The following is a 24,974-nucleotide window of genomic DNA, read 5'->3' as shown; positions in this document are numbered from 1 at the left end:
CCGCGCCGACCCTGGGGCCTTGTCGCGTCAGTCGTCGGCGTGACCGGCAAAACGGGCCTTCCCTCAGTCCTTCAATCGCCGCAAGCGGCTCATCAGGCTCCGGACGGCCTTGAGCAGCCGCGGGTTGGAGCGTACGTAAAGCTCGGTCCGGCTGCTCAGCAGAATGGCTGCGTTCGCAGCCCTGCCCCGCAGCGTTATCGGTTCGCAAATCTCGGCCAGAACCGAGCTCGCGGCACCGATATGTTCCTTGTAGCCCTGGCTGCCGACAGACAGGTCGAAATAGTCGAACCCATGTCCGCGCGCCCACATCATCAGCTTGCCCATCGTCGTCAGGCCGGGTGAAACATTGGCGACCGCGTTCTGGTCGATGCCGAGCAGGAGGGTGTGAAGCGTGCCTTTTCTGGCCAACACATAGATGGAGGCGAGCCAGGCTTCACCGGCGCGCAGCCCGAACAGCCGCACCGATCCGTCGGACAGGCCTTGCAACGCCGCGTGGCGGTAGAAGTCGACGACCGGGGCCTGCGTCAGGAGGTCGAAACGCCCAAGCTCGCGAAAGCGCCTCAACCGCAGTTCCAGCAGTGTGTCGAAGAGCTCCTCGGTCAGATCAGGCGTGTCGGCTTCGACCAGAGCGAGGCCGACACGCCGTTCGAAGGCGCGGCACTGCTTGTGGAAGGTCTTGGCGAAGGACGGCTTGCAGATTCGCTTGATGAGCGTCTCCGGTTCGCCATGCAGGACGAGGCCGGAGGTGATCTGGATGGAATCGCGCGCCACCGAAAGCAGCGCCAGCGGATTGGCCACACCGTGGATCTGCTGCGGGATTCCCGCGATGTGGATGCGATCGGCCGGCGGCAGCACGGCGCGGACCGCCGCCCAGACGGCGTCGGCACCCTGCCTGGTCCACGCTCTCGCATCCGCCAGCAGCGGCACCGAATAGTCGCACACGCGGCAGCTTAGCCATTCGATCACATGGTGGCCCCGGGCCCGGCGCCGCATCAGCGGCAGCAGCATGGCCGACGCGCCCGTAGCGGTGTCGCTCACCTCGACGAAGAGCAGGTCCGCGTCTTTGGGCATCAGCCGTGCGGCAATTCCTTCGACCCAGGCATAGTGCTGATGGGCCGTGCAGACGCCGTCCGCCTGGTATTGCAGCCAGAGCGGCTTGACGGTCTCAAAGCTGGTGTGCAGCCGCGCCGTATAGCACGCGTCGGCGCCGGCGCTGGCGGCAATCGGGGAAACCGGGCCATCGTCCGTCATCGCAACCACTTGCATTGCCCGGCTTGCCACGTGCTTGTCCCGTCATTCCGGTCCCCTACGCAAGCGCCGCAAACCCCGCATCAGTCCCTGGATCGTCTTGAGCAGCCGCGGTTTGGAGCGCACGAACACCTCGGTCCGGTTGCGGGCCTCGAGGGCGGTGCTCACGGCATTGCCCCGGAGCGTAATCCCGTGGCAAAGTTCGCGCAGGACCGAACCCGTGGCGCCCATATGTTCCTTGTAGCTCTGGTTGCCTACCGACAGGTCGAAATAGTCGAAACCCTTCTCGCGCGCCCAGCTCATCAATTTGCCCATGATCAGAAGTCCCGGTGAGACGTTGGGCACCGCGCCCTGGTCGATTGATATCAGCAGAGCATGAACAGTGACTTGATGGGTCAGCAGGTATTGGACCGCGATCAGAGCTTCGCCAACGCGCAGCCCGAAGAGCCGCACCGATCCATCCGACAGCCCCTCAAGGGCGGCGTTTCGGTAGAAGTCGACAACCGTCCCCTGCGTCAGCAGGTCGAAACGGCCCAATTCGCGAAAGCGGCTGAGCCGCATCCGTACCAGGCTGCCGAAGATGAGCTCCACCAGGGCCGGTGTGTTGGCCTCGACCAGTTCCACGCCGCCGAGCCGTTCGATCCGGCGCCAGTCCTTGTTGAAGGCCTTGACGAAGGATGGCCTGCATAGACGCTTGAGGACGGTTTCCGGGTCGCCGTCGATAGCGAGGCCGAAGCTGGTATGAGGGGAATCGCGCGTGGCCGCGAGCAAGGCCAGCGGGTTGGCGACGCCGCTGATCGATTGCGGAATTCCTGTGATGTTGATGCGGTCCGCCGGCGGCAGGACGGAACGCACCGCGGCCCACGCGGCCTGTGCGGATTGCCTCGTCCACGGGCTCGCATCGGCCAGCAGCGGTGCCGAATAGTCGCAAACGCCACAGCTCAGCCATTCGATCACCCGATGACGAAAAGCCGGTCGCCGCATCAGCGGCACCAGCATACGGGGCGCGCCCGTCGCGGCGTCGTTCACCTCCACGATGAGCACGTCCGCGCCTTTCGGCATCAGCCGCGCGACGATTCCCTCGGCCCACGCATAATGCTGGTGGGCGGTGCACACACCGTCCGCCTCGTAGCGCAGCCAGAGTGGTCTGGCCGCTTCCAGGCTGGTGTGCAATCGCGCCGTGTAGGCATCGTTCGCGGCGACGGTTGCGGGATTGGGGGCCTGCCCTTCGGGCAAGCCGGTCGCCGCAGCACTTTGCACTGCCTGGCCTGCCATATCTTCTCTTCTCCTATCGTTTTGCCGTCGCGAACGTGACCGCCCGCCGCCACGAGCCCAACCGGCTGTCGCGAGCCTCATCCGGATGCTCGAGATTCCATATGCGGTGATGCGCGAAATACCATGATGCCACGAGCACGAAGGTCTCGGAGACGGCGGAACCCACCAGCGCCCACGGCGGAGACGCAATCGCCAGCAGGATCGCGATCAGGACCAGCCCGACCACCGCGCCGCCCAGCGTGGTGAACGCGACGATCCGGAAATCGCCGAGTATCTCAAGCACGATGCGGGGCATGATGTAGAGCATGATCGGGACAAAATTCGCGATCACGAAAATCCCGATGAACCAGATCGAAGCATCCTGGAGGGCCTGGGATTTTATCATCGGCAGGACGAACATGATGGCGCATCCATAGACCAGGCCGCCGAACCCCATGACGAGCGCCCAGATCTTTGCCTGCGCCCAGACACGGCCTGTTTCGTTGTTGCGCATCAGTCTGGCAAGATCCGGCTGCGTCATGTTGACGAAAGCAAGACTGATGATGCGCAGCGGGGCAAACAGCACCAGGACCGCCGCCAGCGGTGCGTAGGCGGCAGGCCCGGCAATGCCCGCGACCAGCAGCGCCAGGCATTGACCCTGGATGTTGGTGGTGGTCGCGCTGAATGCCGACCAGCGCAACTGGTGCCAGAGCCCGATATAGCGTCGCCGCGTCGGCATGCGGAAGCTGATGCGAAGTGTGCGCCGCGCCAGCCGGGCCAGGACGAAAATGCCGAACACATTTGCCGCGGCAAGTGCATAAAAGACGGTCTGCAGCGGGTCCTGGACCTTCCAGATCGTCAGCCCCGTCAGGACAATGCCGGCGATTGTAAAAGCGCCATCGCTGATGGATACGACCACCTGCTGGCGACGTGCGAAGAAAGCCGTGCGCATATGGCTGCGCAACGACCAGGCGCCGACGAAGCAGCCGGCGGCAATTCCGCTTGGATCGCCAAGGAGATGCATCAGAACAGCCGTACCGACGGCCATCAGCAACGCCACGATCAGCGCTGCCGTTCCAAACGCCACGTCATAGGCATCGACGCCGGCGCTGTTGGTGCTTTTGCTCATCCAGATGCTGGCGGGAACGGCGGTGAGCGATCTGATGTAGGACAGGCCGACGCCGCCCATCACCATGCCGATGGCGAAGAGGCCGTAGCCTTGCGCCGACAGCATGTGCAACAGCATGATGTTGAGGACAAAGTGAAAGCCGCTCTGCATCGCCTCGCCGCCGATCATCAGCACGAGGCGTCGAACCAGATGGCTCGGGAACGCGAGCTTCACGGCCTTGTCTCCGCTTGGCGGGGAGCCCGCGCCCTACCCGGCCGCGCTAGGGTCGTCCTCAGCTTGTCGGCGGCGATCGCCGCGATCGCGGCGGCCGCGACCGGCTCGCTGAAGATTGCCTCGTAGCGCGCGCGCCCGGCAGCGACAAACCCGCGCCAGGCCTGAGGCTGCAGGACAATCTCCTGCAATTTCGCGGCAAGAGCTGCTGCGTCGCCGGGCGGAACATGCCAGCCGGTCTCGCCGTCGCTGACCACTTCCACCAGTCCGCCGATCGCCGACACCAGCGGCGGCCGGCCGTAGGCCATCGCCTCGATGGCGACACGCCCCAGCGATTCCGGACGCCGCGACGGCACGGTGACGATGTCGGCCCAGCGGTAGTGCTCCGAAGGGTCCGGCACGAAGGGCAAGACGCTGACGCGCCCGGTGAGGCCCATCGTCTCGACCAGTTCGGCCAAAGCGCGCTCGCGCTCGGTGCTTTCGAAGGCGCCGCCGACCAGCCGCACCTCGATCCTCGACTGGAGTTCTGCCGGCATCGACGCGATCGCCTCCAGCAGAACCTCCTGCCCCTTGATCCGGTTGATGCGGCCGAGCAGCAGCACGCGCAACGGGCGCTTGCCGTCATAGGTCGTCGGTTCGACCGCCGCCGGCCCGGCAACGCCGTTGTAGACGACATGCGTGCGCGCGGCCTTGGGATCTCCGAAAGCGGCGCGCGTTGCGCGCGAGTTGAAGATCAGATCCGCATGGCTCCAGTGCATGAGGCCGACGAGTATCCTGCGCATGGCGCCTTCGGGGATTTCGTGGATGTGCAGGACGGCCTTGTGAGGCAGCAAGCGCGCGGCCAGCGCATAATCGGCCACGATCGAGGTGTTGACGTAGACCAGGTCGCAATCCCTGAGACGCCGCCACGCCCTGAAGACCGCAACCGGCAATCGCGCCATCTCGACCGTTGCAAGGCGCGCTATGGCCTGGCGCCTCAGCACCCAGAGCGGTTCGAAAACGATCCGGCTGGCATGCGCTTCCAAAATCTGCACGATCGGCCCGCTGCGCGGCAAGACCACCTCGATGTCGGCCGACGGAAACGCGGCGCGCAACGCAGCAACGCTCTCCGCGAAGCTGCGGTCGGAACCATAGAGTTCATAGCCCTGATGAACGCAGGCAATCCGCATCTTTGTATCCCGCCAGGTGCTGCAACCATCGCGCTCGACGAGGGTGTCCAGAATCCTTGTCGCAAGAATCATGCCTGGTTCGATATGCCCGGCTATCGGTCGATATGCCCGGCTATCGGTCGATATGTCCGACTGCCGGCCGCACGACCCTGGCCACGACCCTGGCAATGCCTCGTTTCGATACAGCTACGCACAGAAGGGTTGACCGAGAATGAAACAACCACCGGGTTCAACACCGTTTTTTTTACAACCCCGCGCGATGATCACCCGCCAGTACGCCGAAAATCGGCGGATGGCACGGAAGTTGCCCCCTGCTTCCTAAAAATTAAGCAGAAGCTAATATATATGATGCATCTGAAAGTGCCACCAGCCATGAAACCAGAGACGCCCGCCATTCTGATCCTGGGGACCCGCGGAATACCCGCGGCCCATGGCGGCTTTGAAACCTTTGCCGAAAGACTGGCGCTGTTTCTTGTCGGGCGAGGCTGGAAGGTTGGCGTCTATTGCCAGGATGAGGTCGAGCGGATCGACCAGCGGGTGCGCAGCGAAACCTGGCGTGGCATCGAGCTCATCCACATCCAGGTTGCCTCCAAGGGGCCGCGCGCGACCCTGGAATTCGACTGGCAATGCGTCCGCGACGCCGCCGGACGGCCGGGCGTCTGCCTCGTGCTCGGCTACAACGGCGCGGTCTTCCTGACCTGGCTCAGGCTGAAGCGACGCAAGATCTTCACCAACATGGACGGCATTGAGTGGCGCCGCCCCAAATGGGGCATGGCGGCGCGCACCTGGTTCTGGCTCAACGAATGGATCGGCGCCTGGGCCTCGCATCGGCTGGTCGCCGATCATCCCGCCATCGCCGATCACCTGGCGACGCGCCGGCCGCGCAGCGCCATCGCCACCATCGCCTATGGCGCCGATCCGGTGACATCGGCACCGGAGGCGCCGGTGCGGGCGCTCGGCCTCGAGCCGGGGCGTTACCTGGTCTCGATCGCGCGCATCGAACCCGACAACAACATCCTGCCGATCGTCGAAGCCTTTTGCAGCCGCAAACGCGACATGAAGCTGGTGGTGCTGGGAACACTGTCCGACGACATCCCCTACCATGCCGCCATCCGCAAGGCGGCGAACGGTTCGGTGGTCCTGCCGGGCGCCATTTACGACCAGGCAACGGTGAAGGCATTGCGCTTCCACGCCCGCGCCTATCTGCACGGCCACACGGTCGGCGGCACCAACCCGTCGCTGGTCGAGGCGCTGGCGGCCGGCAACATGGTGATCGCGCACGACAATCCCTACAACAGGTGGACCGCGGGGGCCGCGGCGATCTACTTCACCGACAAGGACAGTTGCGCCGCGCGGATGCAGCAGGCGCTGGACGATGATGACCTGGTCAGGACCTGCGGCGCTGCCGCCAGGGCGCGCGCCCGCGAAGCCTTCCGCTGGGACGAAGTCCTGCTTGCCTATGAAAATGAGGCTTACCGCTTGCTCGGCGTGACCGCCGCCAAGACCACCGCGATGGATCACGCATCGCACGGAACTGTATGACAGGCTGGTCGCGCCGGCGGGTGCTGCGGACGGCGCTGTCCGCGGCGGCGGCCCTTGGTTCGCTCCCGATCGCGCCAACCGCCCACGCCGCCGGGCCGCTGTTTCGGCGCGGCGTCAACGCCTGGCCCTGGTTCTCGCTGACGCGCGAATTTCCGGCACCACGCACCGACTATGACTGGCCGCCCTTCCAGTCGCAGCGGCCGGTGCCGACCCTCGACGACCTCGGTCGGCTGCGCCAGACCGGGCTCGATTTCATCCGTCTGCCCGTCGATCCCGGTCCTTTCCTAGCCGCCGACGCCAAGACGCGCGGCCGGTTGCTGGACATGCTGGACGCGGCCGTCACCGCCACGCTCGACGCCGGCCTCGGCATCATCGTCAACGTGCAGGCCAATGGCGCCACCCATTACTGGAACCCCGACCGCATGGTCTCCGGCACCGCAGCACCCGCCTTCGATCTCTATCGCGGGCTGGTCGCCGAGCTTGCCGGCAGGCTGGAGCGGTTCCAGCCCGGCAAGATAGCGCTCGAACCGGTCAACGAGCCGGCGCAGTCCTGCGCGTCGAACGTCTGGTCGCAGATCCAGCTTTCACTCCTGGCCGCCGCAAGGGCGTCGGCGGCAACCTTGCCGCTGGTCGTCACCGGCGGTTGCGGCTCGATGGTAGGCGGACTGACCGCGCTCGATCCGGCACCCCTGGCGCCGTTCGAGCCGATCCTGTTCACCTTCCATTTCTACGAGCCCTATCTGTTCAGCCATCAGGGCGCGCCGTGGATGCGCGAGCCCGTCTACCGGTCGCTCAACAATGTGCCGTGGCCGGCATCCGCCGGCTCGTTGGAACAGACGCTGGCGTCGGTCAGGGCGCGCATGGCGCAGGACACCGAAACCCCTGAAGACACCAAGCAGGCCGCCTATGCCGAAACCGAGCGCGTGCTGAAAGTTTATTTCGACGCCAAGCCCGACCGCTGGTTTGTCGACAAATATCTTGCCGAGGCTCGCGCCTGGGCCGATAGCCACGGCCTTGCGCCGGAACGCATCATCATGGGCGAGTTCGGCGCGCTGCGCACCGACGCCCGCTATGTCGCCGCGCCCAATCCGGATCGCGCGCGCTACATCGCCGATGTCAGGCAGAGCGCCGAGTCGTTCGGCTTCCCCTGGGCCTTCTGGGATCTCTTCGACGGCATGGGCATGATGGACGACACCACGCGGGCGCTGGACCCGGCGATGATCGAGGCGCTTGGGCTGGTTATGCCGGAATAGGCACCCGCCATCCCGGCATCCGCCGTAGAGTGCTACGTTTGCGCCGACTGCGGCCTTCGTTGCACCACCGCCCGCGCCGGCCGGTAGAGCACCAGCGCCAGGACCACGAATTTGGTCAGCAGCGTCGTCTTCGACGCGACGCTTTCCGAGGTGTTGATCAGGATGATCCAGCCCAGCATCGGCAGCCAGATACCGGGATGGCAGCGCCGCGCCACCTCAAACAAGAACAGCACGAAGCCAAACGTCAGCAAAAGGGTGAAGAAGGCGCCCTGGTAGACGATCGTGCGGATGATCGGGTTCTCGATGCCCTGTTCGAGACCGTTGATGCGGCGCAGGCTGTCGACCAGGTCGACATCCGGCCCCACGATCAGATCGCGCCATTCCAGATACTTGAAGAGTTCGAACATCTCGACGCGGGCATTGGCGCTGCCGCTGTCCGACACGAAGCGCTCCAGCAGCGCGTCGAAAAAGCCCAGATATGCCGCCACGACGATGACGACCGGCAACAGCGCGGCAAGCATGAAGCCGAGCGCTGCTCCCAGCAGGTTGACGCGGCCCCGGCGCAATTTGGTAATGCCCTGAAAAAGCAGATAGAAGCCGCCGAGCACCACCGTCGTCACCATCGCCGTGCGGCCGCCGAAGGCGACGAGTGCCGCGCATTGCAGGCCGATCAGCCCTATCCGCACAGGCATCGACAGGGATCTGGCACCGGAGAGCAGCGCAAGCACGTAGATCGCTGTCGCCATGGCATTGGCAAGCGGATGCCCCTGCAGCGCGCTCGAGCGCAGATCGGTGGTAAACGCCACGCCGTCGAGGCGATAGGGGAAAATCAGCGTCTTGGTGGCGAACTCGAAAAGCGCAAGCAACGCATTCGCCGTCATGACCACGTGAATGACGGTCTGCAGCCCGGCGAACGTCCGTTCATCATCCTCGCTGAGCATCAGCACGACAAGTGCAGCGGCCACGAACGTATCGATCATGCCGGCCATGCCTGGACGCTGCCTGGCGATGACGACGACCAGAAGCACGATCGAGATGGCCGCCATCAGCGCGCTGGCCGGCCGCCTGTCGGCGACATGCACCAGATAGCCGACCGGATTGCCGAAGGTGCAGGAGCGCCAGGCAAGCAGCAGCACGATGAGATAGGTGGACGGGTGGATCTTGGTCGCCGGATTGCCGAACAGGCCGTCGTAATTGTAGCCCACCAGCCACAACATGCCGCCCGAGACGCTGAACAGCACCGCCACCGCCGCGATCAGTCCGAACCGCGTCAGCGCATCGACCGACGTGCCGGCGCGGGGCGCGGCAGCACCGTAGTTCGAAGCACTTCCGCTCCAACTGGCAGCCATATCAGGCCGCCTCGTCGACCAGCATGGCGCCTGTCGGCAACCGCCCCATGACGGAGACGGCCTGCGACGTCGCGGTGACGTCGCGCATCGGCGTGGCGTTCAGCGTGGCGACGAGCAGGATTTCGTCGGCCATCGCAACAAGCGGCGAGGCATTGAGATTGTCGGCCAGCGCGCCGCCGTCGATGACGACGAGCTCGAAGCTCCGGCTGGCCTGGGCCAGCATGTGCTGCGCGAAGTAGATGCCATGCGCTTCCTGGAAGACCGCCTTTGAGCGGCCCCTGCCCAGCAGCGCTACGTTGCTGCCGGCCGCGTAGTGGCTGACGGCTTCAAACGCGTATTCGCCGCGCAGCACGTCGAGGATTCCCGGCTGCGGATCCTTCTGGCTGCCGCCGCCATTGGCATCGATGAACAGCACGCGGCTGCCCCTGGACGCCGCGGTATTGGCCAGCAACCGTGCCACCCGGCTGCGCTGCGCACCCTCGCCCGGCGACGATGTCACCAGGATGGACGGCACCAGCGGCCAGTCCGGCGGCCGCTGGCCCGAACTGAACATGCGCCTCAGCGCAAGGCCGACGACGGCATCGGTCTTCTGGCTGGCCGCGGCGGCTGCACTCCCGCCGAACGGCCACCAGCGCCGGCCAGTGCCTGACCTTGCCGGCACCACGCCCAGCACCGGCGCCTCGATGGCCGATTGCATCTGGGCGCTGGAAAGCACCGTGGGCGAGGCATATTCGGCGATCAGCGCCAGGCCGGTGCCGAGCCCCAGCCCGCCGAAGATCGCGCCGACAAGCAGCAGCGACAAAGGCGGCCAGCTCTTCTTCAGGGCCGGCATGGCGTTGGAGATGATGCGCGCATTGGTGCTGTCGACATTGATCTGCTCGCGCGTCTCCTGGGCGCGCTGGAGATAGTTCGCATAGACGGAGCGTAGCGCCTCGAGGTCGCGCTGCAGTTCGCGCAACCGCACGGAGGCCTGGTCGGTGTCGAGCGACTTGCTCTTCATGCCCGCGACCTTGGCTTCCAGGGCCTGCTGGTTGGCCAGCGCCCGTTCGTAGTCGGTCTCGGTGGCGGTGGCGATGCGGCCGATTTCGCGCACGATCAGCTGGCGCGTGTCGCGCAGTTGCTGCTGGGCTGCGATCAGCGAGGGATGACGCGGTCCCAGTTCCGTGCCGAGCTGCGAGACCTGGTCGACCAGCGTCGCCTCCTGTGCCCGCAGGCTCGAGATCACCGCAGAGCGCATCGCTTCCGAGGTTGCGTCCGCCGTGCCGCTCTGCCGGCGCATCTGGTCGACCTGCGCCTTCAGCGCCGCGGTGCGGCTCTGCGCCGCCGAAAGCTGCGTGTTGATCTCGGTCAGTTCCTGGTCGCTGACCAGATTGCCCGCCGCCATCACCATGTTGTTGGCCGACTTGTAGGCCTCTACGGCGTTTTCGGCTTGCTGGACGCGTTTGCGTTGTTCGTCCAGCCGCGCGGTGATGGACTCGGAAGCGTCCTTGGCCATTTGCGCCCGCGCGCTGGCCTGGTCGACCAGATAGGCCTGGGCGATGGCGTTGGCCAGAAGGGCGGCCTTGTCGGCGCTCTTGGCGGTGACGATGACGTCGAGGACCAGGACCTTGTCGGCCCGCTTCACCGCCAGGCGTCGGCGCAGCGCGTCGAGCGTCTGCGCCGACCTGTCGCCTTCGGCCGATGCCGAACCGAGCAGGCGCGACAGCAGGCCCTGTCCGTTGAATTCCGGATCCTGCGTCAGGTTTGTCGCCGCGATCGCCCGCATCAGCACACCTGTCGACTGGACCACGCTGACCTGGCTCTCGACCTGCGTGATGCCACCGTCGGGTGAGATACGGCTGGGATTGACGTCGTTGGTGACCACCTGCAGGTCCTGCGGATCGATGAGGATTTCCGCCGCCGAGCTGTAGAGCGCGGGCGTGAAAAGACCGTAGAGCAAGGTGACCAGCGTCAGCAGCGCGACGGTGCCGAAGATCCAGAACCGGCGGCGCACCAGGATGCGCTTCAGATCGCCCAGTTCGACAGTCGAAGCCGCGTATGATCCCGCTTGTCCCGCATCTGGAGCGTGTTGCTGAGGAACCATGGGCAGAGATGATTGCATGGCTGCCTCCGACAATACTCATATGCCGGCAAGATCAGATTGCGGCACTAACCTAGCTATTCCTCCAACTGTTAAAAGTTTGTTAATTATGTTGAGAAGTCATGTGAATTTTGGCACGCGGTTTGCTTAAAAATATACATACCGAGGTGCTGGGTGCACAGCGAGCGGAGACGTGTGCGGATGGGGCTACAATTTGACCGGACCGGCAAGGCCGGATACCGCCTTTTCAGGTCTCCGACATGCGGATAAGCCTGCGCCTGGACGGCGACTGCGTGCGTGCCTTCCATGTCGCGTTGCTGGAACGTCTCGCCGCGCTTGGCGATGTCGAGCTGTCCGTCGATATCAGGCCCGCGGGCGGCGGCATCCCGCGCAGCGCCGCAGCCCTGTTTCAACTCGAAACGGCGATACACGGCCTGTCCCATGATGGGCTCGCGAAGCGTGTGCCACTTTCAGCACTCGCTCCCTACAAGACACAGTTCCCCGCTTCGCCCGACCTGGTGATCGACCTCTGCGGCGATGTCAGGCTGGAGGGCACGCGGGTCTGGCGCGTCACCTATGACGGCGCCAGCGGCGAAGCGGCCTTGCTGGCCCTGATCCTCGCCGGCCGCACGCCGCTTGCCCGCATCGAGGAGAACGGTGTGGCGATTGCCGCCGGGCGCCTGGGAACCGAATATGGCGGCATCGCGCTCGCGTCCTTCCAGGACATGCTGGCGCGCACGGCAAGCCTGATCATAGCTGCCCTGTCAGGCGCGGCAAAGTCGGTGCCCGATCTGCCCGAACCGTCGCAGGCAGGTGGCCCGCCGCCGATGCCTTCAGCCGGCAAGCTTGGCGTCAGAGCCGGCAAGGCGTTGGCGCGGCGGATCGTCCAGAAGATCTACCATCTTTGCTACAACGCGCCGCACTGGAAAGTCGGCTGGCGGCAGACCGGGGGCCGCGACCTGTTCGACCTGCGCGCGCATCCGGCATCGGGCTGGCAAGAGCTGCCGGACGACGGCAGCCGCTTCTACGCCGATCCGTTCCCGATCCTTTACCAGGGCCAGCTAACCCTGTTCGTCGAGGACTATATCCATCGGCTGGGCCGGGCCATCATCTCCGCCGTGCCCTTCGGCCCGTCGGGTCCGCTCGGCCGCCCTGAGCCGGTGCTCGACCTGCCCTACCATCTCTCCTATCCCTTCGTCTTCGAGCGCGACGGCGAGGTCTGGATGGTGCCGGAAAGCTGCGCCAACGCTACCGTCGATCTCTACCGGGCCACCGCCTTTCCCGGCGGATGGGTCAAGGAGGCGACGCTTCTGTCCGGCATCATCGCCAGCGACGCCACCCTGGTCGAACACGGCGGCGCCTGGTGGCTGTTCGCCACTGTCCGCGATGGCGGCGGTGCCTTCTCCGACGCGCTGCATCTGTGGTCGGCGCCGGATTTTCGCGGTCCCTGGACGCCGCATCCGAACAATCCCGTGCTGATCGACATCGCTTCGGCGCGGCCGGCCGGGCGCATGGTCAAGCGCGGCAACGACCTGCTGCGCCCGGTTCAGGACTGCCGCAGGAGCTATGGCGCGGCTCTCGGCATCGCACGCATTTCTCACCTTGATTTGATCGGCATGGAGCAAGTCGTTGAAACCATCTTAAATCCAGGTGCGCTATGGAGTGGGCGCAAACTGCACACACTCAACGAGGCGGGCGGTTTTGAGTTCATCGATGGCTCGGCGATCGCGCCGCGCTGGAAACGACGGGTCCGCGATTAACCTAAAAACTGCTTTACCACCAGATACATGCTCCGGTTGCTTGAGGTTGAATTAGGTCGGGGAGATATATTCTACCGCAGTCGCACTCCGGAAGTTGCACCAGAAAGGGCAGCAGGATGAGTATCGCAGAGGCTGGCCAAATCGAAGTCGACGTGGCGATCGTCGGCGCCGGCATGGCCGGCACCACCCTGGCAACGGTGTTGGGACAGGCCGGGCGCAAGGTGGCGCTGATCGATCCGCACCGCGTCCATCACGACGAGTTCAGGGCCGAGAAAATCGGCATGGATCAGATGCTGCTGTTCGAAAAGCTCGGCCTCGATGCGACGGTCAAGCGTCTCGTCACCTCGACAACCGACACGCATGTCTTCCGCCTCGGCGAATTCTTCGCCCATGAGAAGAAGTCGGAATTCACATTTTCCTATGGCGCGCTGATCAATGGCCTGCGCGACGCCTTGCCGGCAGAAGTGCCGCTGACCGTCGGCAAGGTGACCGAGGTCTCGACCGGACCGGACCGGCAGCGGCTTGTGCTGGCCGACGGCACCGTCATCAATGCCCGCCTGCTGGTGGTGGCCACCGGCCAAGGCGAAGCGCTGCGGCGCGCCGTCGGGGTCGAGCGTGTCGAGCAATCGAAGGCGCATTCGCTGTCGATGGGATTCGACCTCGCCATCTCTCAGCGTGAATTCGGCTATCAGTCTCTCACCTGCTACGGCAGGCGGGCCGCGGACCGTGTCGCCTACATCAGCATCTTTCCTCTCGGCAACAAGATGCGGGCGAACATGTTCGTCTATCGCACCGTGGCCGAGCCGTGGACGTGGGCGTTTCGCCAGGAGCCGCAAAAGATGCTTTGCGAACTGATGCCCGAGATATCGGCGCTATGCGGCAACTTCGAAGTGGCAAGTCCCGTCGAGGTCAGGCAGGTCAGCCTGAGCACGACACAAGGCCATCGCCGCGACGGGGTCGTCTTCATCGGCGACGCTTTCTGCACGACGTGTCCGACGCCGGGCGTCGGTATCGGGCGGGTGATGACCGATGTCGATCAGCTCCATTCGGTTCACATTCCGCGCTGGCTCGAAACACCAGGCATGGCGGCTGACAAGATCAACGCCTTCTATGACGACCCGGTCAAGGTGGCTACCGACGAGGACGGCATGCGGGTGAGCTACTATGCAAAGTCGATCACCACCGAAACCGGGCTGGAATGGCGTGTACGGCGCCTGCGCAACAACACGGCGCGCCGGCTGATGATCATTGGCCGCAAGGTGCGGCATCTCGGACAGCGGCGGGCACCCGGCATGGCGTGAGGGCCACCCTCATGCACATCCAGCTCGACGTCGTTGTCCCTTCTCCTCTCCCTGCGGCGAACGGGAGCGTCGAGGCCTGGGAGCCAGCTCAGCAAAAGCAAAAGGCGCGATCAACCAATCGCGCCTTTGTGTTATCGCCCACCGGGCGAAGGTATCAGGCCGCTCAGGGCGGCGACGACGGACTGGTCTGGGCCGCGACGGCCGAAAGCCTTTCTCGCTTCTGCCAAGTCGGCTTCTCGTATTTCTTCATGGATAGCGCTCCCCGTTCGAATACGGCACCACAAGAGCCAATCCGCTGCCTGGTGTCAATTGTGTCGTGGGCAGTTTCACAACTTCGCGGCGCACCCCAGCGTCAGACCTGCCTTGCGCGCCTCCTCGCGCAGGAACGGCAGACCGATCGCGATGACATCGTCGGGATTCTCCGCCACCGGCCGCCACACCGCCAGCCCGCCGGCAATGTCGACATCGACATGGTTCATGCTTTCCAGCGTGATGGCGCCGGTGTAGCCGATCTCCGATATCGCCTTCATGCAGGCCGCCCAGTTGAGCATGCCGCGCCCCGGCACGCCGCGATTGGCTTCGGAGACATGGACGTAGCCGAGATAGGGCGCGGCGGCCTTGAAGCCGGCCTCGAAACTCTCTTCCTCGATATGCATGTGATAGGTGTCGAGATGGATGAAGATGTTGTCGGCGCCGACGCGCTCGATGATCCGCGTCGCGTCGATGCCGCGGTTTATCAGATGCGTCTCGTAGCGGTTGCAGGGCTCGATACCGAGCTTCAGCCCATGCGCCTTGGCCGCCCTGGCGGCGCGCCCGAGAAAACCGCACATGCCGTCGATTTCCTCCGACGTGGGCGCACGGCCCGAGGTCTTGCCGATCGTGCCGTAGGTGACGCCGCCGAGCGCTTCGCTGCCGACTGCCTCGCACACGCCGAAGGCCGGCTCGAGGAAGGCCAGCGCCTCGTCCGGCCGCGTCACCACGTCGAGCGAAGCCGACAGGCCAAGCGACGGAATAAGCTCGACATTCCAACGTTCGGCAAAGGCGCGCGTGCGCAGCGTGTCGATCTCCTCGGGGCGCAGCAGCGGGATTTCGAGCAGGCCGATGCCCAGTTCCTTCAACCGCTCAATCTGCGGCTCGATCAGGTCGAGGTCCCAGACCGGGGCAATGGCGAACGTGTGCAATCCAAAAACATTCATCGGCTCAGCCTCTATGTTCGTGCGCCAGGAACGCCGCCGCGAGGCCGACGGATTCCCGCATCAAAACCTTGCAAGGCTCGAGCCGCGCGATCGGCGGCCCCTCCCCGCCGTCGATCCTGGCAAACAAGGCCTCCATCGCGTGGCTGGCGATCTGGCGCACCGGCTGCACCACGGTGGCGATGGCCGGCCATGTCACCTGCATCCATTCGGCATCGTCGAAGCCGATCAGCGAAATGTCGTCGGGGCAGTGCCAGCCGCGCCGGCGGAATTCCGAGAGCGCCAGGAGCGTGCCCTTGAGGAACAGCGAATAGACCGCCGTCGGCCGCTCTCCCTTCGCAAAATAGTCGCGCAATTGCGCCCTGAGCGGCTCGACATCGGTTTCGGCGAGCACGACGTCGATGCGGACATCCGGCGCCAGCTTGAGCGCTGTGGCGCGGAACCCGTCGAGGCGGGCGCGCACTGTCGCCGCCTGTTCGCCAAGACCGATGACCAGTATGTGGCGGTGGCCCTTGCCGATCAGTTCGTGCGCCACTTCGGCGCTTGCGGAAGCACTGTCGGCCGACACCGTGTCGAAAGCATCGTCGGACAGCACGCGGTCGATCAACACCCCGGTCATGCCGTTGGCCTTCATGAACGCGGCCGCCGGGCCATGCTCGTTGCGAACCGGCGCCAGCACCACGCCGGCCACCCGCCAGTCATGCATGCGGGCCAGGATCTCGGTTTCGCGCGCCTCGGATTCGCGGCTCGATGCCGCCACCAGCGTGTAGCCGCGCTGCTCGGCCAGGCTCTCGAGCTGCGTGACCATCTGGCCGAAGAACTCGCTCTCGAATTCGGGCATGATGGCGCCGATGATGCGGCGCTTGGCCCTGCGCATGTCGGAGGCCAGCGGATCGACGCGGTAGCCCAACAGCTCGACAGCATCGAAGACGCGCTGCGCATTCTCGGGCTTCACCGTGGTGACGCCGGCCATGACCTTGGAAACGGTGGCGGCGGACACGCCGGCATGACTTGCCACGTCGTGGATTGAGGCACGCCGCTGCTGGCCTTGCCGATGCGCCATTGGTCCTCCTCCCGAGGCGGGGACGTCAGCATTTCTCGTCCGCTGGAGAAATGGGTAAATCGATTTTTCGCGATTGTAAATCGTTTAATTGGAGGTAATTTGTCCTGTAAAACGCGATCCGGATCGCTCCGGGAGGAACCATCATGTCAAACAAGGATTTGCCGCTGGTCATCAGCGCGCCGGAACCACGCGCGCTCGACCTCATCTTCACCCAGCCGCAACTGGCGCGCCTCAGGTCGAAATACCGCATAGTCGAGACCACCGCCGACGGGGTAGCAAAACTGCCGGCCGATGTGCTGGCGCAAGCCCGCTACATCGTCGGCCAACCGCCGATCACGCCGGAAACGCTCGACCAGATGAAGGCGCTGCGCTGCGTCTTCAATGTCGAGACCAACCTCATCAACAACATGCCTTACGAGACGCTGTTCGCGCGGGGCATCCATGTCGTCACCACCGGCCTCGTCTTTGCCGAACCGGTGGCCGAACTTGGCCTTGCCATGGCGCTCAACCTCGCCCGCAACATCGTCGATGCCGACCTCGCCTTCCGGAACGGCAAGGAACTGTGGGGCGGCGATGGCAACCAGACGGCACGGCTCTTGTCCGGAGCCGATGTCGGCATCATCGGCTTCGGCGATCTCGGCCGCGCGCTGAACCGGCTTCTGTCGGGCTTCCGTGTCAGCACAAAAGTCTTCGACCCCTGGCTGCCGCCGTCGATCCTCATCGACAATGGCGTCGAGCCGGCCTCGCTGGACGAAGTGCTGACGTCAAGCGACTTCGTCTTCGTCGTCGCTTCGGTCACCAGCGAGAACCAGGGCTTTTTGGGTGCCGAGGCCTTTGCCAGCATGCGCAAGGGCGCCGCCTTCATCCTGCTCAGCCGCGCCGGCGTCGTCGATTTCCCGGCACTGATGGCGGCGGTGAAGAGCGGCCATATCGTCGCCGCCAGCGACGTCTTCCCGGAGGAGCCGCTGGCGTCGGACCACCCCGTGCGCGCCCTGCCCGGCTTCCTGCGCTCGGCCCACCGCGCCGGGGCGCTCGACATCGCTTTCAAGCGCATGGGCGACATGGTGCTGGAGGACATGGACCTGATCGACCGCGGCCTACCGCCGCTGCGCTCCAAGCGCGCCGAACGCGAGACGGTTTCGCGCATGCGCTCCAAGCCCGCCGACAGGAACTGAAAGGGCAGCCGGTTAGCCGCCATCCGGTTGGCCGGCCTTGACCGCCTCGGCTTGACAAGGCGCGGGGCCGGCGACGACGCTGCCGCAATCGGACTCTACGGAGGGGCAAGCCATGAAGAGGACCTATGAAAGCCGGTGCTGGTCAAACGGCAGAAGCTGTCGGCCTTGGCGGCGCAGGCAATCCCGTCGTCGGGCCCGATAGGCCCGTCAGGCTGACGCCGCCACAGGGCATTCCCGCGACGCACTTCAGCACCGTCTGGAACCTTTGCGCGGCCTTTGCGTTCTTCCCCCGGATCGTCTCCCATTCGATCCGCTCCAATCAAATGCCCCGTCAGGCTCCGGCCGGCGGGGTTTTTCATTCCCATGGAACGCACCGTTCCGGTTCTGATGGAACGATCGTCCCGCTGACGGGTTTTGCAAACGGCCGGGCGGTGGGACGCCCGGCCTACTCCAGAAGGCCCGTCACGATTCGCGTCGGTGGCGGGCCTTTTCGTTTTGGGCCCCCGCGACGGGCGGAACTTTCCAAACAAAGCGACGTTGGTCCTCGCCGGTCAGGCAACAATCCGCGAAAGGGAAATTCCATGGGAAGCACCAGCGACAAGGCTTCGGGCCTCGCCAATCAGGCGGTCGGCAAAGCCAAGGAAGGCGTCGGCAAGGCCGTCGGTAATGATCGCCTGCGGGCCGAGGGCGCCGCGCAGGAAGCCAAGGGCAAGGTCCAGAAGGCTGTTGGCGACGCAAAGTCCGCCGTCAAGGACGCCACCAACAAGACGGCGGCGGCGATCAACAAGAACCTCTGAAGGCTTCCAGCTCTTTGAAGGCAGCTGAAGGGCCGTCCGTGCAAACGGGCGGCCTTCGTCATTCCAGGATCTGGAACCTGTCAAGATCTGAAACCAGCAAGGGAACGCATCGCCATCCGGGAGATTGAGAACCAGCGCAGCCCGCGCATTCAGCTCAAGGATTAACGGCATGGCGAAGCAAGCATCAAAATCGGCGGGAACGGCCGCCACCATACACGATCAGAAACTCGAGCGCGGCGCAGGTGGCGAGCTGCACCAGACAGCATCCGGCTCGACGCCGGTGCTGACCACCGCACAGGGCGGACCGGTCTCCGACGACCAGAACTCGCTCAGGATCGGCGCCCGTGGGCCGACGGTGCTCGAGGACTTTCACTTCCGCGAAAAGATCTTCCATTTCGATCACGAGCGCATTCCCGAGCGTGTCGTCCATGCGCGCGGCTACGGCGCCCACGGCTATTTCGAAACCTACGAATCGCTGGCCAAATACACGCGTGCCGACATCTTCCAGCGCGCCGGCGAAAAGACGCCGGCTTTCGTGCGCTTCTCGACCGTTGCCGGCAACAAGGGCTCCGCGGACCTTGCGCGCGATGTGCGCGGCTTCGCCGTCAAGCTTTATACGCAGGAAGGCAACTGGGACATTGTCGGCAACAACATGCCGGTGTTCTTCATCCAGGATGCGATCAAGTTTCCCGACCTGATCCACGCCGCCAAGGCCGAGCCCGACAGCGATTTCCCGCAGGCGCAGACCGCGCATGACAATTTCTGGGATTTTATCTCGCTGACGCCTGAAAGCATGCACATGATCATGTGGGCGATGTCGGACCGTGCCATCCCGCGCTCGCTGCGCTTCATGGAAGGGTTCGGCGTCCACACCTTCCGGCTGCTCAACGCCAAGGATGAATCGACCTTCGTGAAATTCTTCTGGAAGCCGAAGCTCGGTCTGCAGTCCGTGGCCTGGAACGAAGCGGTCAAGATCAACGGCGCCGACCCCGACTTCCATCGCCGCGACCTCTGGGACGCGATCCATGCCGGCAATTTCCCCGAATGGGAACTGCAGCTTCAACTCTTCGATCAGGCCTTCGCCGACAGCTTCGACTTCGACATCCTCGATCCCACCAAGATCATCCCCGAAGAGGTTCTGCCGCCGATAGCGGTCGGCCGCCTGGTGCTCGATCGCATGCCCGACAATTTCTTCGCCGAAACCGAGCAGGTCGCGTTCATGACGCAGAACGTGCCGCCCGGCGTCGACTTCTCCAACGATCCGCTGCTGCAGGGTCGGAACTTCTCCTACCTCGACACGCAGATCAAACGGCTGGGCAGCACCAACTTCACCCACCTTCCGATCAACGCGCCCAAATGTCCCTTCCACAATTTCCAGCAGGACGGACACATGGCGATGCGCAACCCGGTCGGCCGCGCCAACTACCAGCCGAATTCATGGGACGAAGGTCCGCGTGAATCTCCGGCCAAGGGATTCCGGTCGTTTGCCGAAGTCGAAGCCGGACCGAAGGCCCGGTTGCGCTCGGAGACCTTTGCCGATCACTACAGCCAGGCACGCCAGTTCTACATCAGCCAGCAGCCGGTGGAGCAAAGACACATCGCCTCGGCATTGACCTTCGAACTGAGCAAGGTGCAGACCCCCGTGATCCGCGAGCGCATCGTCTCCCACCTTCTCAACATCGATGACGGCCTGGCCGGCAAGGTGGCGGATGCGCTCGGCCTGAAGGCGATGCCGAAGCCTGCCGATGCAGCGGTGGCGACGCGCAGGGATCTCCCCGCGTCGGACGCTCTCAGCATCCTCAAGAACGGCCCCGGCCGGTTCGAGGGCCGCAAGCTCGGGATTTTGGTGACAGACGGAACCGATGCCGCCTTGCTGAATGCGCTGAAGCAGGCGCTGACAAAGGCCGGCGCCAGCTTCGAGATCATCGCGCCGAAGGTCGGCGGGGCCAAGGCCAGCGACGGCAGCTGGATCGACGCACAACAGATGATCGCGGGCGCGCCATCGGTTCTCTACGACGCCGTAGCGCTCCTGCCGGCAAAGCCTGCAATGGCCGACCTGCTGAAGGAATCGACCGCCCGCGACTTCGTTGCGGATGCCTTCGCCCATTGCAAGTTCATCGGCTTCGTCGAAGCGGCATCGCCTCTGTTGTCGAAGGCAGGCGTGGCCGAAGACGAGGCGGTGATCCCGCTCGCGTCAGCCAAGGACATTGCAGGCTTTGTGACCAGGCTCGGCGAGTTGCGCTGGTGGGCACGTGAGCCGAAGGTCAAGCTGGCTGGCTAGGCCGCCTCATGCGTCCGAAGGGTCGCTCTTCGCGGAGTCGACATCCCGGCCGGTTCGAAAGATCCGCCTGAGGATGTCGCGCGCGATCTCGGCCCGGTGCTTGTCCTGGCCGCGTAACTCGACGCCGCCGAGCCTTGCCGGAGTGCCACCCGTATGGTCCCACACCATCCATCTGCCAGGCGCTTCCTGCAGGCATTCGAATCTGTCTTTCGGCATCAGGCGATTTCGTCTCCCGGCATCAAGTATCCTGTTCGCATGGCCCCCCAATCGAGGCACCTCTATCGATTGCCGACGCCGAGGTTGGATTGGGCGGGGGGCCGGGTCCCGAGTCGGCCAAGGCGGCTCCTGAGGTCCGCCGCGTTGCGAGGCTAGCGAGTTACCGCCAGGGGAACAATTGCGCGAGTCGCTTGGTACGCTTTCGGACGGTTCATGGGACTCGCTAACCAATTGTCGGAAGCGTACAGTCCGTTTGTCGCTGGCCGTTGAATGGGCGCTGGCGCTTGAAAGAGCCGATCGCGCTTTCGCCCCGACGATGGGAGAAGCGCGATGATTTTCAACGGCTCAGCGGATTCGGATCAGCTTTCGAGCTTGGCCAAGGTGCTCGATGACTATTGCCGTCAGGCCGGCATAGATGCGGGCCATCCGGCCAGGCAACGTCTTGGACGCCGTGTCATGGAGCTGTTCCAGGGCGGCATGGACAAGGCCGAGGACCTGCTTGCAGCCCTGAACTCCAGCTACGACGATTGGCTTGATGAAGTCGATCTGCCGTCGTCATCTTCACAAAAGCCCGCCCTGTGGGCGGTCGAGGCAGCCCAGGCGGAACCAACCCTTGCCGAGACAGTTGGTTCGGGTGGCGGCGGAGCATCGCGCTTCCCTCAAGCGAATGCGGTGGAGCACTCCGCCAATTCGTCGCCACGCCCCCTCCACGGAAAAGATCCCGAATAGCAACAAGGCACGGAATGACTCGCTATCGGATTGTCGAAAGCGTACGGTTCATCTGTCGCTAGCCACTTTAACGGGCGCTGGCGCTTGAGAGTGTCGATCGTGCTCCCGCCCCTGCGGGAGCTGCACATTGAACTACGAAATCCCCAAATCGACTGTCACCGGCCTGGCACTGGCTCTCGACTCCTCTTCCCAGTTCCGAAATGAACTGTTGCGGAAGATGACCGCCGCCGACCTTGCGTTGCTCGAACCGGGTTTGCACCGAGTAGCCCTGCCGCTGAGAATGCCCCTTGTGACGCCCGACGTGCCGATTGAATGCGTTTATTTCATCGAGCGCGGCATTGCGTCGGTCGTCGCGCGCACGTCCAGTGGACACGAGGCCGAGATCGGCTTCATCGGCAATGAAGGGATGGCTGGATACTCGCTGGTGATGGGCGACGATCGCGCACCGCAAGCCTGCTTCGTTCAACTCGAAGGCGAAGCGATGCGCATGGACGCAGGCAGCTTCAATGCGGCCTTGACGACCAGTTCCACCTTGCGATTGTTCCTGTTGCGCTTCGTCAATTCTCTGCAGATCCAGACCGGATGTACCGCGCTTGTCAATGCGCGGCTGCGGCTGGCGAACCGCTTGGCGCGGTGGTTGCTGATGTGCGACGACCGCGTGGTGGGGGTACGATTTTCCATTACCCACGAATTCCTCGCCACGATGCTGGGCGTGAGACGACCAGGCGTCACCATCGCCCTTCAAGAATTGGAAGGCCTTGCACTTATCAGGTCGCGCCGGGGTGAGGTCATCATACTGGACCGCCCTGGGCTGATTGCGCTGGCCAATGGCGGATATGGGGAGCCAGAAGCTGAATATAGCAGGCTTTTGGGAGAGACCAGCTCGGGGGATTGATGACCGAGCACGGCGTCTGTTGCCTTTTGTGGCTCAACATTGTCGGCTTTGTACCAATACTCGATGAAGAAATGTCGGAATCGTACCGTTCTATAAGTAAATTTTAAAGTGATCAAAACTGAATATTAATCACCCAATGTGTCATAGTTAATAGACGGCGACTTGTTTAGGTGATTAAGTAAAATCGTCATCAGCTATGACACGGGCGCTGGTGCTTGAGAGAGATTACCGTTCTCCCGCCCCAGCGGGAGCTATGCGATGACAGTCAACCAGCAAAATATGTTTTCCGGAATCCCCATTGAGAGAAGTGACGGCACCATCCTGGTCCTATGTACACTTCCTCAAATGGCCGACGCTTTGGCGGACGGCTGGCCATCGGATGGCCCAATGTTCCTGGCTGCGCTTGCTGCCCTGGTGGGGGAAAGGGTGGGATGTTGCAGCACAAGGGATGTCCATCGAGCCTTCATAGCGGCAGCGGTTGAAGCCGATTGTCTCCCCGACAGCTACATGAAGAAGTGAGCGCGAAATGCCCGTCACCCTGCGGACGACACTTTGCGAAACCAGAGATGCGTTGCATGTGCTGCGACGGTCTTTGTTTGTTCGTGGCCATATCGAAGCGATGGAGGAGATCGATTCCCTCATAGGCGTCGCGGAAGAAAAGGCAGTCCACGCGATCGGCGACATCGACCGGGCCGAGTTTCGAAAACCCATTCTCGTGGCGGTGGCGAACCCTACGATGCCCGAAGACATCCTGGTTCCAGCCGCGCTGCCCAGCAAGCTCGCTGAGCTTCGTGAACAAGGCATGGGCCTCAGCGTATATTGCGGCAATGCGCGCTGCGGTCATTTGCGTTCGCTGGATCTCGATTGCCTGATCGAGATTTACGGTACCCACTACGATTTCATAACCGAAAGGCGGCTGGTATCGAAGCTGGTATGCAAACGGTGCCAAAATGTTGGAGGGAGGCTGGTTGTGGTGTCCGACAAACGGCCTCGGTATTGAATACCGGGCGCCGGAACGAACCTCTCTCGTACTTTTCACGCGCAGACGGAACACGACAGCCCGTTCTTGGAGGCGCCTCGGAAGCCCCCCGGCCGACACGGCGCCGGAAAGTTGGTCAAACAGCTTTCATTGAGCCCCGCCACTGACCCCTCGGTGGTGGGCTTACATTTGTTGATTTCATACCAAGACTCGCTATCCGATTGTCGGAAGCATACAGCGTTGTTGTCGCTGGCCACTGAACGGGCGCTGGCGCTTGAGAGTGTACATCGTACTCCCGCCCCTGTGGGAGCCAGACGATGAATGACGATGCCGGCAGCTCGGTCTCCGCACTCGATTTCGATACCCTTCGCAGCGCATTCAAAAGTTTGGTCGCCGAAGGCTTGCTGCCTGAATCCATGTGGGTCGACCATGCCGAGGAAATGATCAGAGATCTGACAGGATCGAGGGTTGTCGACCCTGAAATCATCTTGCGCATCATTCGCAAGTGACAGGTCAGGCGGCGCGGCCAAACTCGTTCTCGACGATGTCGAGAAGCAGGCCGTCATTGTCTCGATCGACAGGCTCCCTCATTGACCAATCGCACCCCGACCGGTCGAACTCGATGGGTGCGGAATAGAATTCGGCGAAACCGAGCACCAGCCGTTCGGCGTCAGCCAGCGACAGATCGCTGTGTCGGCCGACCAACTGTGCCGCCAGCACCGGAATGTTGACGATTCCATACTCGTAGATTGTCTTGACCAGCGTGTAATTAAGATCGTCACGCAGCTCGATCGGGTAGTTGTTCATGGCAAACTCCTGTCCTTTGGACTGGGTTTTCCCTCACCTTGACCATGCGCCCACACACCCCGTTAAAGCAAGACAATTCGTAAAAATTCATTAATAAAATCAATTAGTTAGTATGTTTAGCCAGTACAGCAAACCGAGCACTGTGAGTACGTGGCGCAACAAAAGCGTTTGACTGTTTCGGAACCAAACTGGCCATTGGCAAATTGTGAGGCAGATAAGTCGCTTACTCATTCGGCTCACCGGCCTGGATCGCCGGCACAAGGAGGCCCACGATGACTGATAATCTTGAGCGCCCCGAACGGCTGCAGGTCATGCTGAACGAGGAGGAATTCGCGGCTTTGGACACATGGCGCTTCGACAAGCGCATGCCGAGCCGTGCAGCCGCCGTGCGTGAACTGCTTCGTCGCGGACTGGCCGCTGAGGGCTTCCTGCACGCCAGCAGCGGAACACGGTCCGCCGACTTCGGCCTGCTGAAAGGCGAGGACGACAAGCTTGCCCGCCAGGCGAAGAGTTGACCTGGTGGTGTACGGCGCGAGCTACCCTT

22 protein-coding genes are annotated in these 24,974 nt (G+C 63.6%); 12 read left to right on the top strand and 10 right to left on the bottom strand.

What is annotated here, in order from left to right; genetic code table 11:
• Positions 1-63: 63 nt before the first annotated feature.
• From ACZ89F_RS08140 to ACZ89F_RS08125, 4 genes are read right to left on the bottom strand one after another with little or no spacing between them, the layout of a single operon-like run.
• Positions 64-1,251, bottom strand: a complete 1,188-nt coding sequence (locus tag ACZ89F_RS08140) for a GNAT family N-acetyltransferase (protein ID WP_476091221.1) — start codon at positions 1,249-1,251, stop codon at positions 64-66.
• Between the two features lie 42 nt (positions 1,252-1,293).
• Positions 1,294-2,523: a GNAT family N-acetyltransferase gene (locus ACZ89F_RS08135; RefSeq protein ID WP_476091220.1), complete on the bottom strand. Its 1,230-nt coding sequence runs from the start codon at positions 2,521-2,523 to the stop codon at positions 1,294-1,296.
• Positions 2,524-2,536: 13 nt separating this feature from the next.
• Positions 2,537-3,844, bottom strand: a complete 1,308-nt coding sequence (locus tag ACZ89F_RS08130) for a lipopolysaccharide biosynthesis protein (protein WP_476091219.1) — start codon at positions 3,842-3,844, stop codon at positions 2,537-2,539.
• Positions 3,841-5,010 carry a glycosyltransferase gene (locus tag ACZ89F_RS08125; RefSeq protein ID WP_476091218.1) on the bottom strand — a complete coding sequence of 390 codons (1,170 nt, stop codon included), beginning with the start codon at positions 5,008-5,010 and terminating at the stop codon, positions 3,841-3,843. The genes ACZ89F_RS08130 and ACZ89F_RS08125 overlap by 4 nt, the downstream gene beginning before the upstream one ends.
• 372 nt (positions 5,011-5,382) lie before the next feature.
• Here ACZ89F_RS08125 and ACZ89F_RS08120 point away from each other — a divergent pair, with 372 nt between their 5' ends.
• Entirely contained in the window at positions 5,383-6,552 is a 1,170-nt protein-coding gene (locus ACZ89F_RS08120) for a DUF1972 domain-containing protein (RefSeq protein ID WP_476097239.1), read from the top strand.
• Complete coding sequence (locus ACZ89F_RS08115) at positions 6,549-7,805, top strand: glycoside hydrolase family 5 protein (protein WP_476091217.1); 1,257 nt, start codon at positions 6,549-6,551, stop codon at positions 7,803-7,805. The genes ACZ89F_RS08120 and ACZ89F_RS08115 overlap by 4 nt, the downstream gene beginning before the upstream one ends.
• A gap of 32 nt (positions 7,806-7,837) precedes the next feature.
• On the opposite strand, the gene ACZ89F_RS08110 is transcribed toward ACZ89F_RS08115, so the two are convergent.
• Both ACZ89F_RS08110 and ACZ89F_RS08105 read right to left on the bottom strand, forming a co-directional pair.
• Positions 7,838-9,154: a VpsF family polysaccharide biosynthesis protein gene (locus ACZ89F_RS08110; RefSeq protein WP_476091216.1), complete on the bottom strand. Its 1,317-nt coding sequence runs from the start codon at positions 9,152-9,154 to the stop codon at positions 7,838-7,840.
• Position 9,155: 1 nt separating this feature from the next.
• On the bottom strand, positions 9,156-11,255 hold the full coding sequence (locus tag ACZ89F_RS08105; protein ID WP_476091215.1) for a GumC family protein: 2,100 nt from the start codon (positions 11,253-11,255) through the stop codon (positions 9,156-9,158).
• Positions 11,256-11,494: 239 nt separating this feature from the next.
• On the opposite strand from ACZ89F_RS08105, the gene ACZ89F_RS08100 reads away from it, so the two are divergent.
• Both ACZ89F_RS08100 and ACZ89F_RS08095 read left to right on the top strand, forming a co-directional pair.
• Positions 11,495-12,994: a glucosamine inositolphosphorylceramide transferase family protein gene (locus tag ACZ89F_RS08100; RefSeq protein ID WP_476091214.1), complete on the top strand. Its 1,500-nt coding sequence runs from the start codon at positions 11,495-11,497 to the stop codon at positions 12,992-12,994.
• A 116-nt stretch (positions 12,995-13,110) separates the two neighbouring features.
• Complete coding sequence (locus tag ACZ89F_RS08095; protein ID WP_476091213.1) at positions 13,111-14,295, top strand: FAD-dependent oxidoreductase; 1,185 nt, start codon at positions 13,111-13,113, stop codon at positions 14,293-14,295.
• Positions 14,296-14,621: 326 nt separating this feature from the next.
• On the opposite strand, the gene ACZ89F_RS08090 is transcribed toward ACZ89F_RS08095, so the two are convergent.
• Complete coding sequence (locus ACZ89F_RS08090; RefSeq protein ID WP_476091212.1) at positions 14,622-15,491, bottom strand: sugar phosphate isomerase/epimerase family protein; 870 nt, start codon at positions 15,489-15,491, stop codon at positions 14,622-14,624.
• A gap of 4 nt (positions 15,492-15,495) precedes the next feature.
• Positions 15,496-16,551 carry a LacI family DNA-binding transcriptional regulator gene (locus ACZ89F_RS08085; RefSeq protein ID WP_476091211.1) on the bottom strand — a complete coding sequence of 352 codons (1,056 nt, stop codon included), beginning with the start codon at positions 16,549-16,551 and terminating at the stop codon, positions 15,496-15,498.
• 143 nt (positions 16,552-16,694) lie between these two features.
• Between ACZ89F_RS08085 and ACZ89F_RS08080 the strand changes: the two genes are divergently transcribed.
• The 3 genes from ACZ89F_RS08080 to katE all read left to right on the top strand — a co-directional run bounded on the left by ACZ89F_RS08080 (position 16,695) and on the right by katE (position 20,804).
• A complete protein-coding gene (locus ACZ89F_RS08080) occupies positions 16,695-17,726 on the top strand; it encodes a hydroxyacid dehydrogenase (protein ID WP_476091210.1) in 1,032 nt (343 codons plus the stop codon).
• Between the two features lie 581 nt (positions 17,727-18,307).
• The gene (locus tag ACZ89F_RS08075) at positions 18,308-18,523 is read left to right on the top strand and encodes a CsbD family protein (RefSeq protein WP_019859538.1); all 216 of its coding nucleotides are present in this window, start codon (positions 18,308-18,310) and stop codon (positions 18,521-18,523) included.
• Positions 18,524-18,692: 169 nt separating this feature from the next.
• Positions 18,693-20,804, top strand: a complete 2,112-nt coding sequence (gene katE / locus ACZ89F_RS08070) for a catalase (RefSeq protein WP_476091209.1) — start codon at positions 18,693-18,695, stop codon at positions 20,802-20,804.
• Positions 20,805-20,810: 6 nt separating this feature from the next.
• Here katE and ACZ89F_RS08065 read toward each other — a convergent pair whose 3' ends face one another.
• Positions 20,811-21,020, bottom strand: a complete 210-nt coding sequence (locus ACZ89F_RS08065) for a hypothetical protein (protein ID WP_476091208.1) — start codon at positions 21,018-21,020, stop codon at positions 20,811-20,813.
• A gap of 330 nt (positions 21,021-21,350) precedes the next feature.
• On the opposite strand from ACZ89F_RS08065, the gene ACZ89F_RS08060 reads away from it, so the two are divergent.
• The 4 genes from ACZ89F_RS08060 to ACZ89F_RS08045 all read left to right on the top strand — a co-directional run bounded on the left by ACZ89F_RS08060 (position 21,351) and on the right by ACZ89F_RS08045 (position 24,132).
• Positions 21,351-21,749, top strand: a complete 399-nt coding sequence (locus ACZ89F_RS08060) for a hypothetical protein (protein ID WP_476091207.1) — start codon at positions 21,351-21,353, stop codon at positions 21,747-21,749.
• Between the two features lie 217 nt (positions 21,750-21,966).
• Positions 21,967-22,644 carry a Crp/Fnr family transcriptional regulator gene (locus ACZ89F_RS08055; protein WP_476097238.1) on the top strand — a complete coding sequence of 226 codons (678 nt, stop codon included), beginning with the start codon at positions 21,967-21,969 and terminating at the stop codon, positions 22,642-22,644.
• A gap of 526 nt (positions 22,645-23,170) precedes the next feature.
• The gene (locus ACZ89F_RS08050; protein ID WP_476091206.1) at positions 23,171-23,644 is read left to right on the top strand and encodes a hypothetical protein; all 474 of its coding nucleotides are present in this window, start codon (positions 23,171-23,173) and stop codon (positions 23,642-23,644) included.
• 296 nt (positions 23,645-23,940) lie between these two features.
• Positions 23,941-24,132 carry a hypothetical protein gene (locus ACZ89F_RS08045; protein ID WP_476091205.1) on the top strand — a complete coding sequence of 64 codons (192 nt, stop codon included), beginning with the start codon at positions 23,941-23,943 and terminating at the stop codon, positions 24,130-24,132.
• 4 nt (positions 24,133-24,136) lie between these two features.
• Here ACZ89F_RS08045 and ACZ89F_RS08040 read toward each other — a convergent pair whose 3' ends face one another.
• Complete coding sequence (locus tag ACZ89F_RS08040; protein ID WP_476091204.1) at positions 24,137-24,430, bottom strand: hypothetical protein; 294 nt, start codon at positions 24,428-24,430, stop codon at positions 24,137-24,139.
• Between the two features lie 272 nt (positions 24,431-24,702).
• Here ACZ89F_RS08040 and ACZ89F_RS08035 point away from each other — a divergent pair, with 272 nt between their 5' ends.
• Positions 24,703-24,945: a hypothetical protein gene (locus ACZ89F_RS08035; protein WP_476091203.1), complete on the top strand. Its 243-nt coding sequence runs from the start codon at positions 24,703-24,705 to the stop codon at positions 24,943-24,945.
• The last annotated feature ends 29 nt before the right edge of the window (positions 24,946-24,974 follow it).

The sequence above is a fragment of the Mesorhizobium sp. USDA 3734 genome (assembly GCF_056279665.1).
The sequence above is the reverse complement of the archived record's forward strand: the minus strand, read 5'-3'. Positions and strand labels throughout refer to the sequence as shown.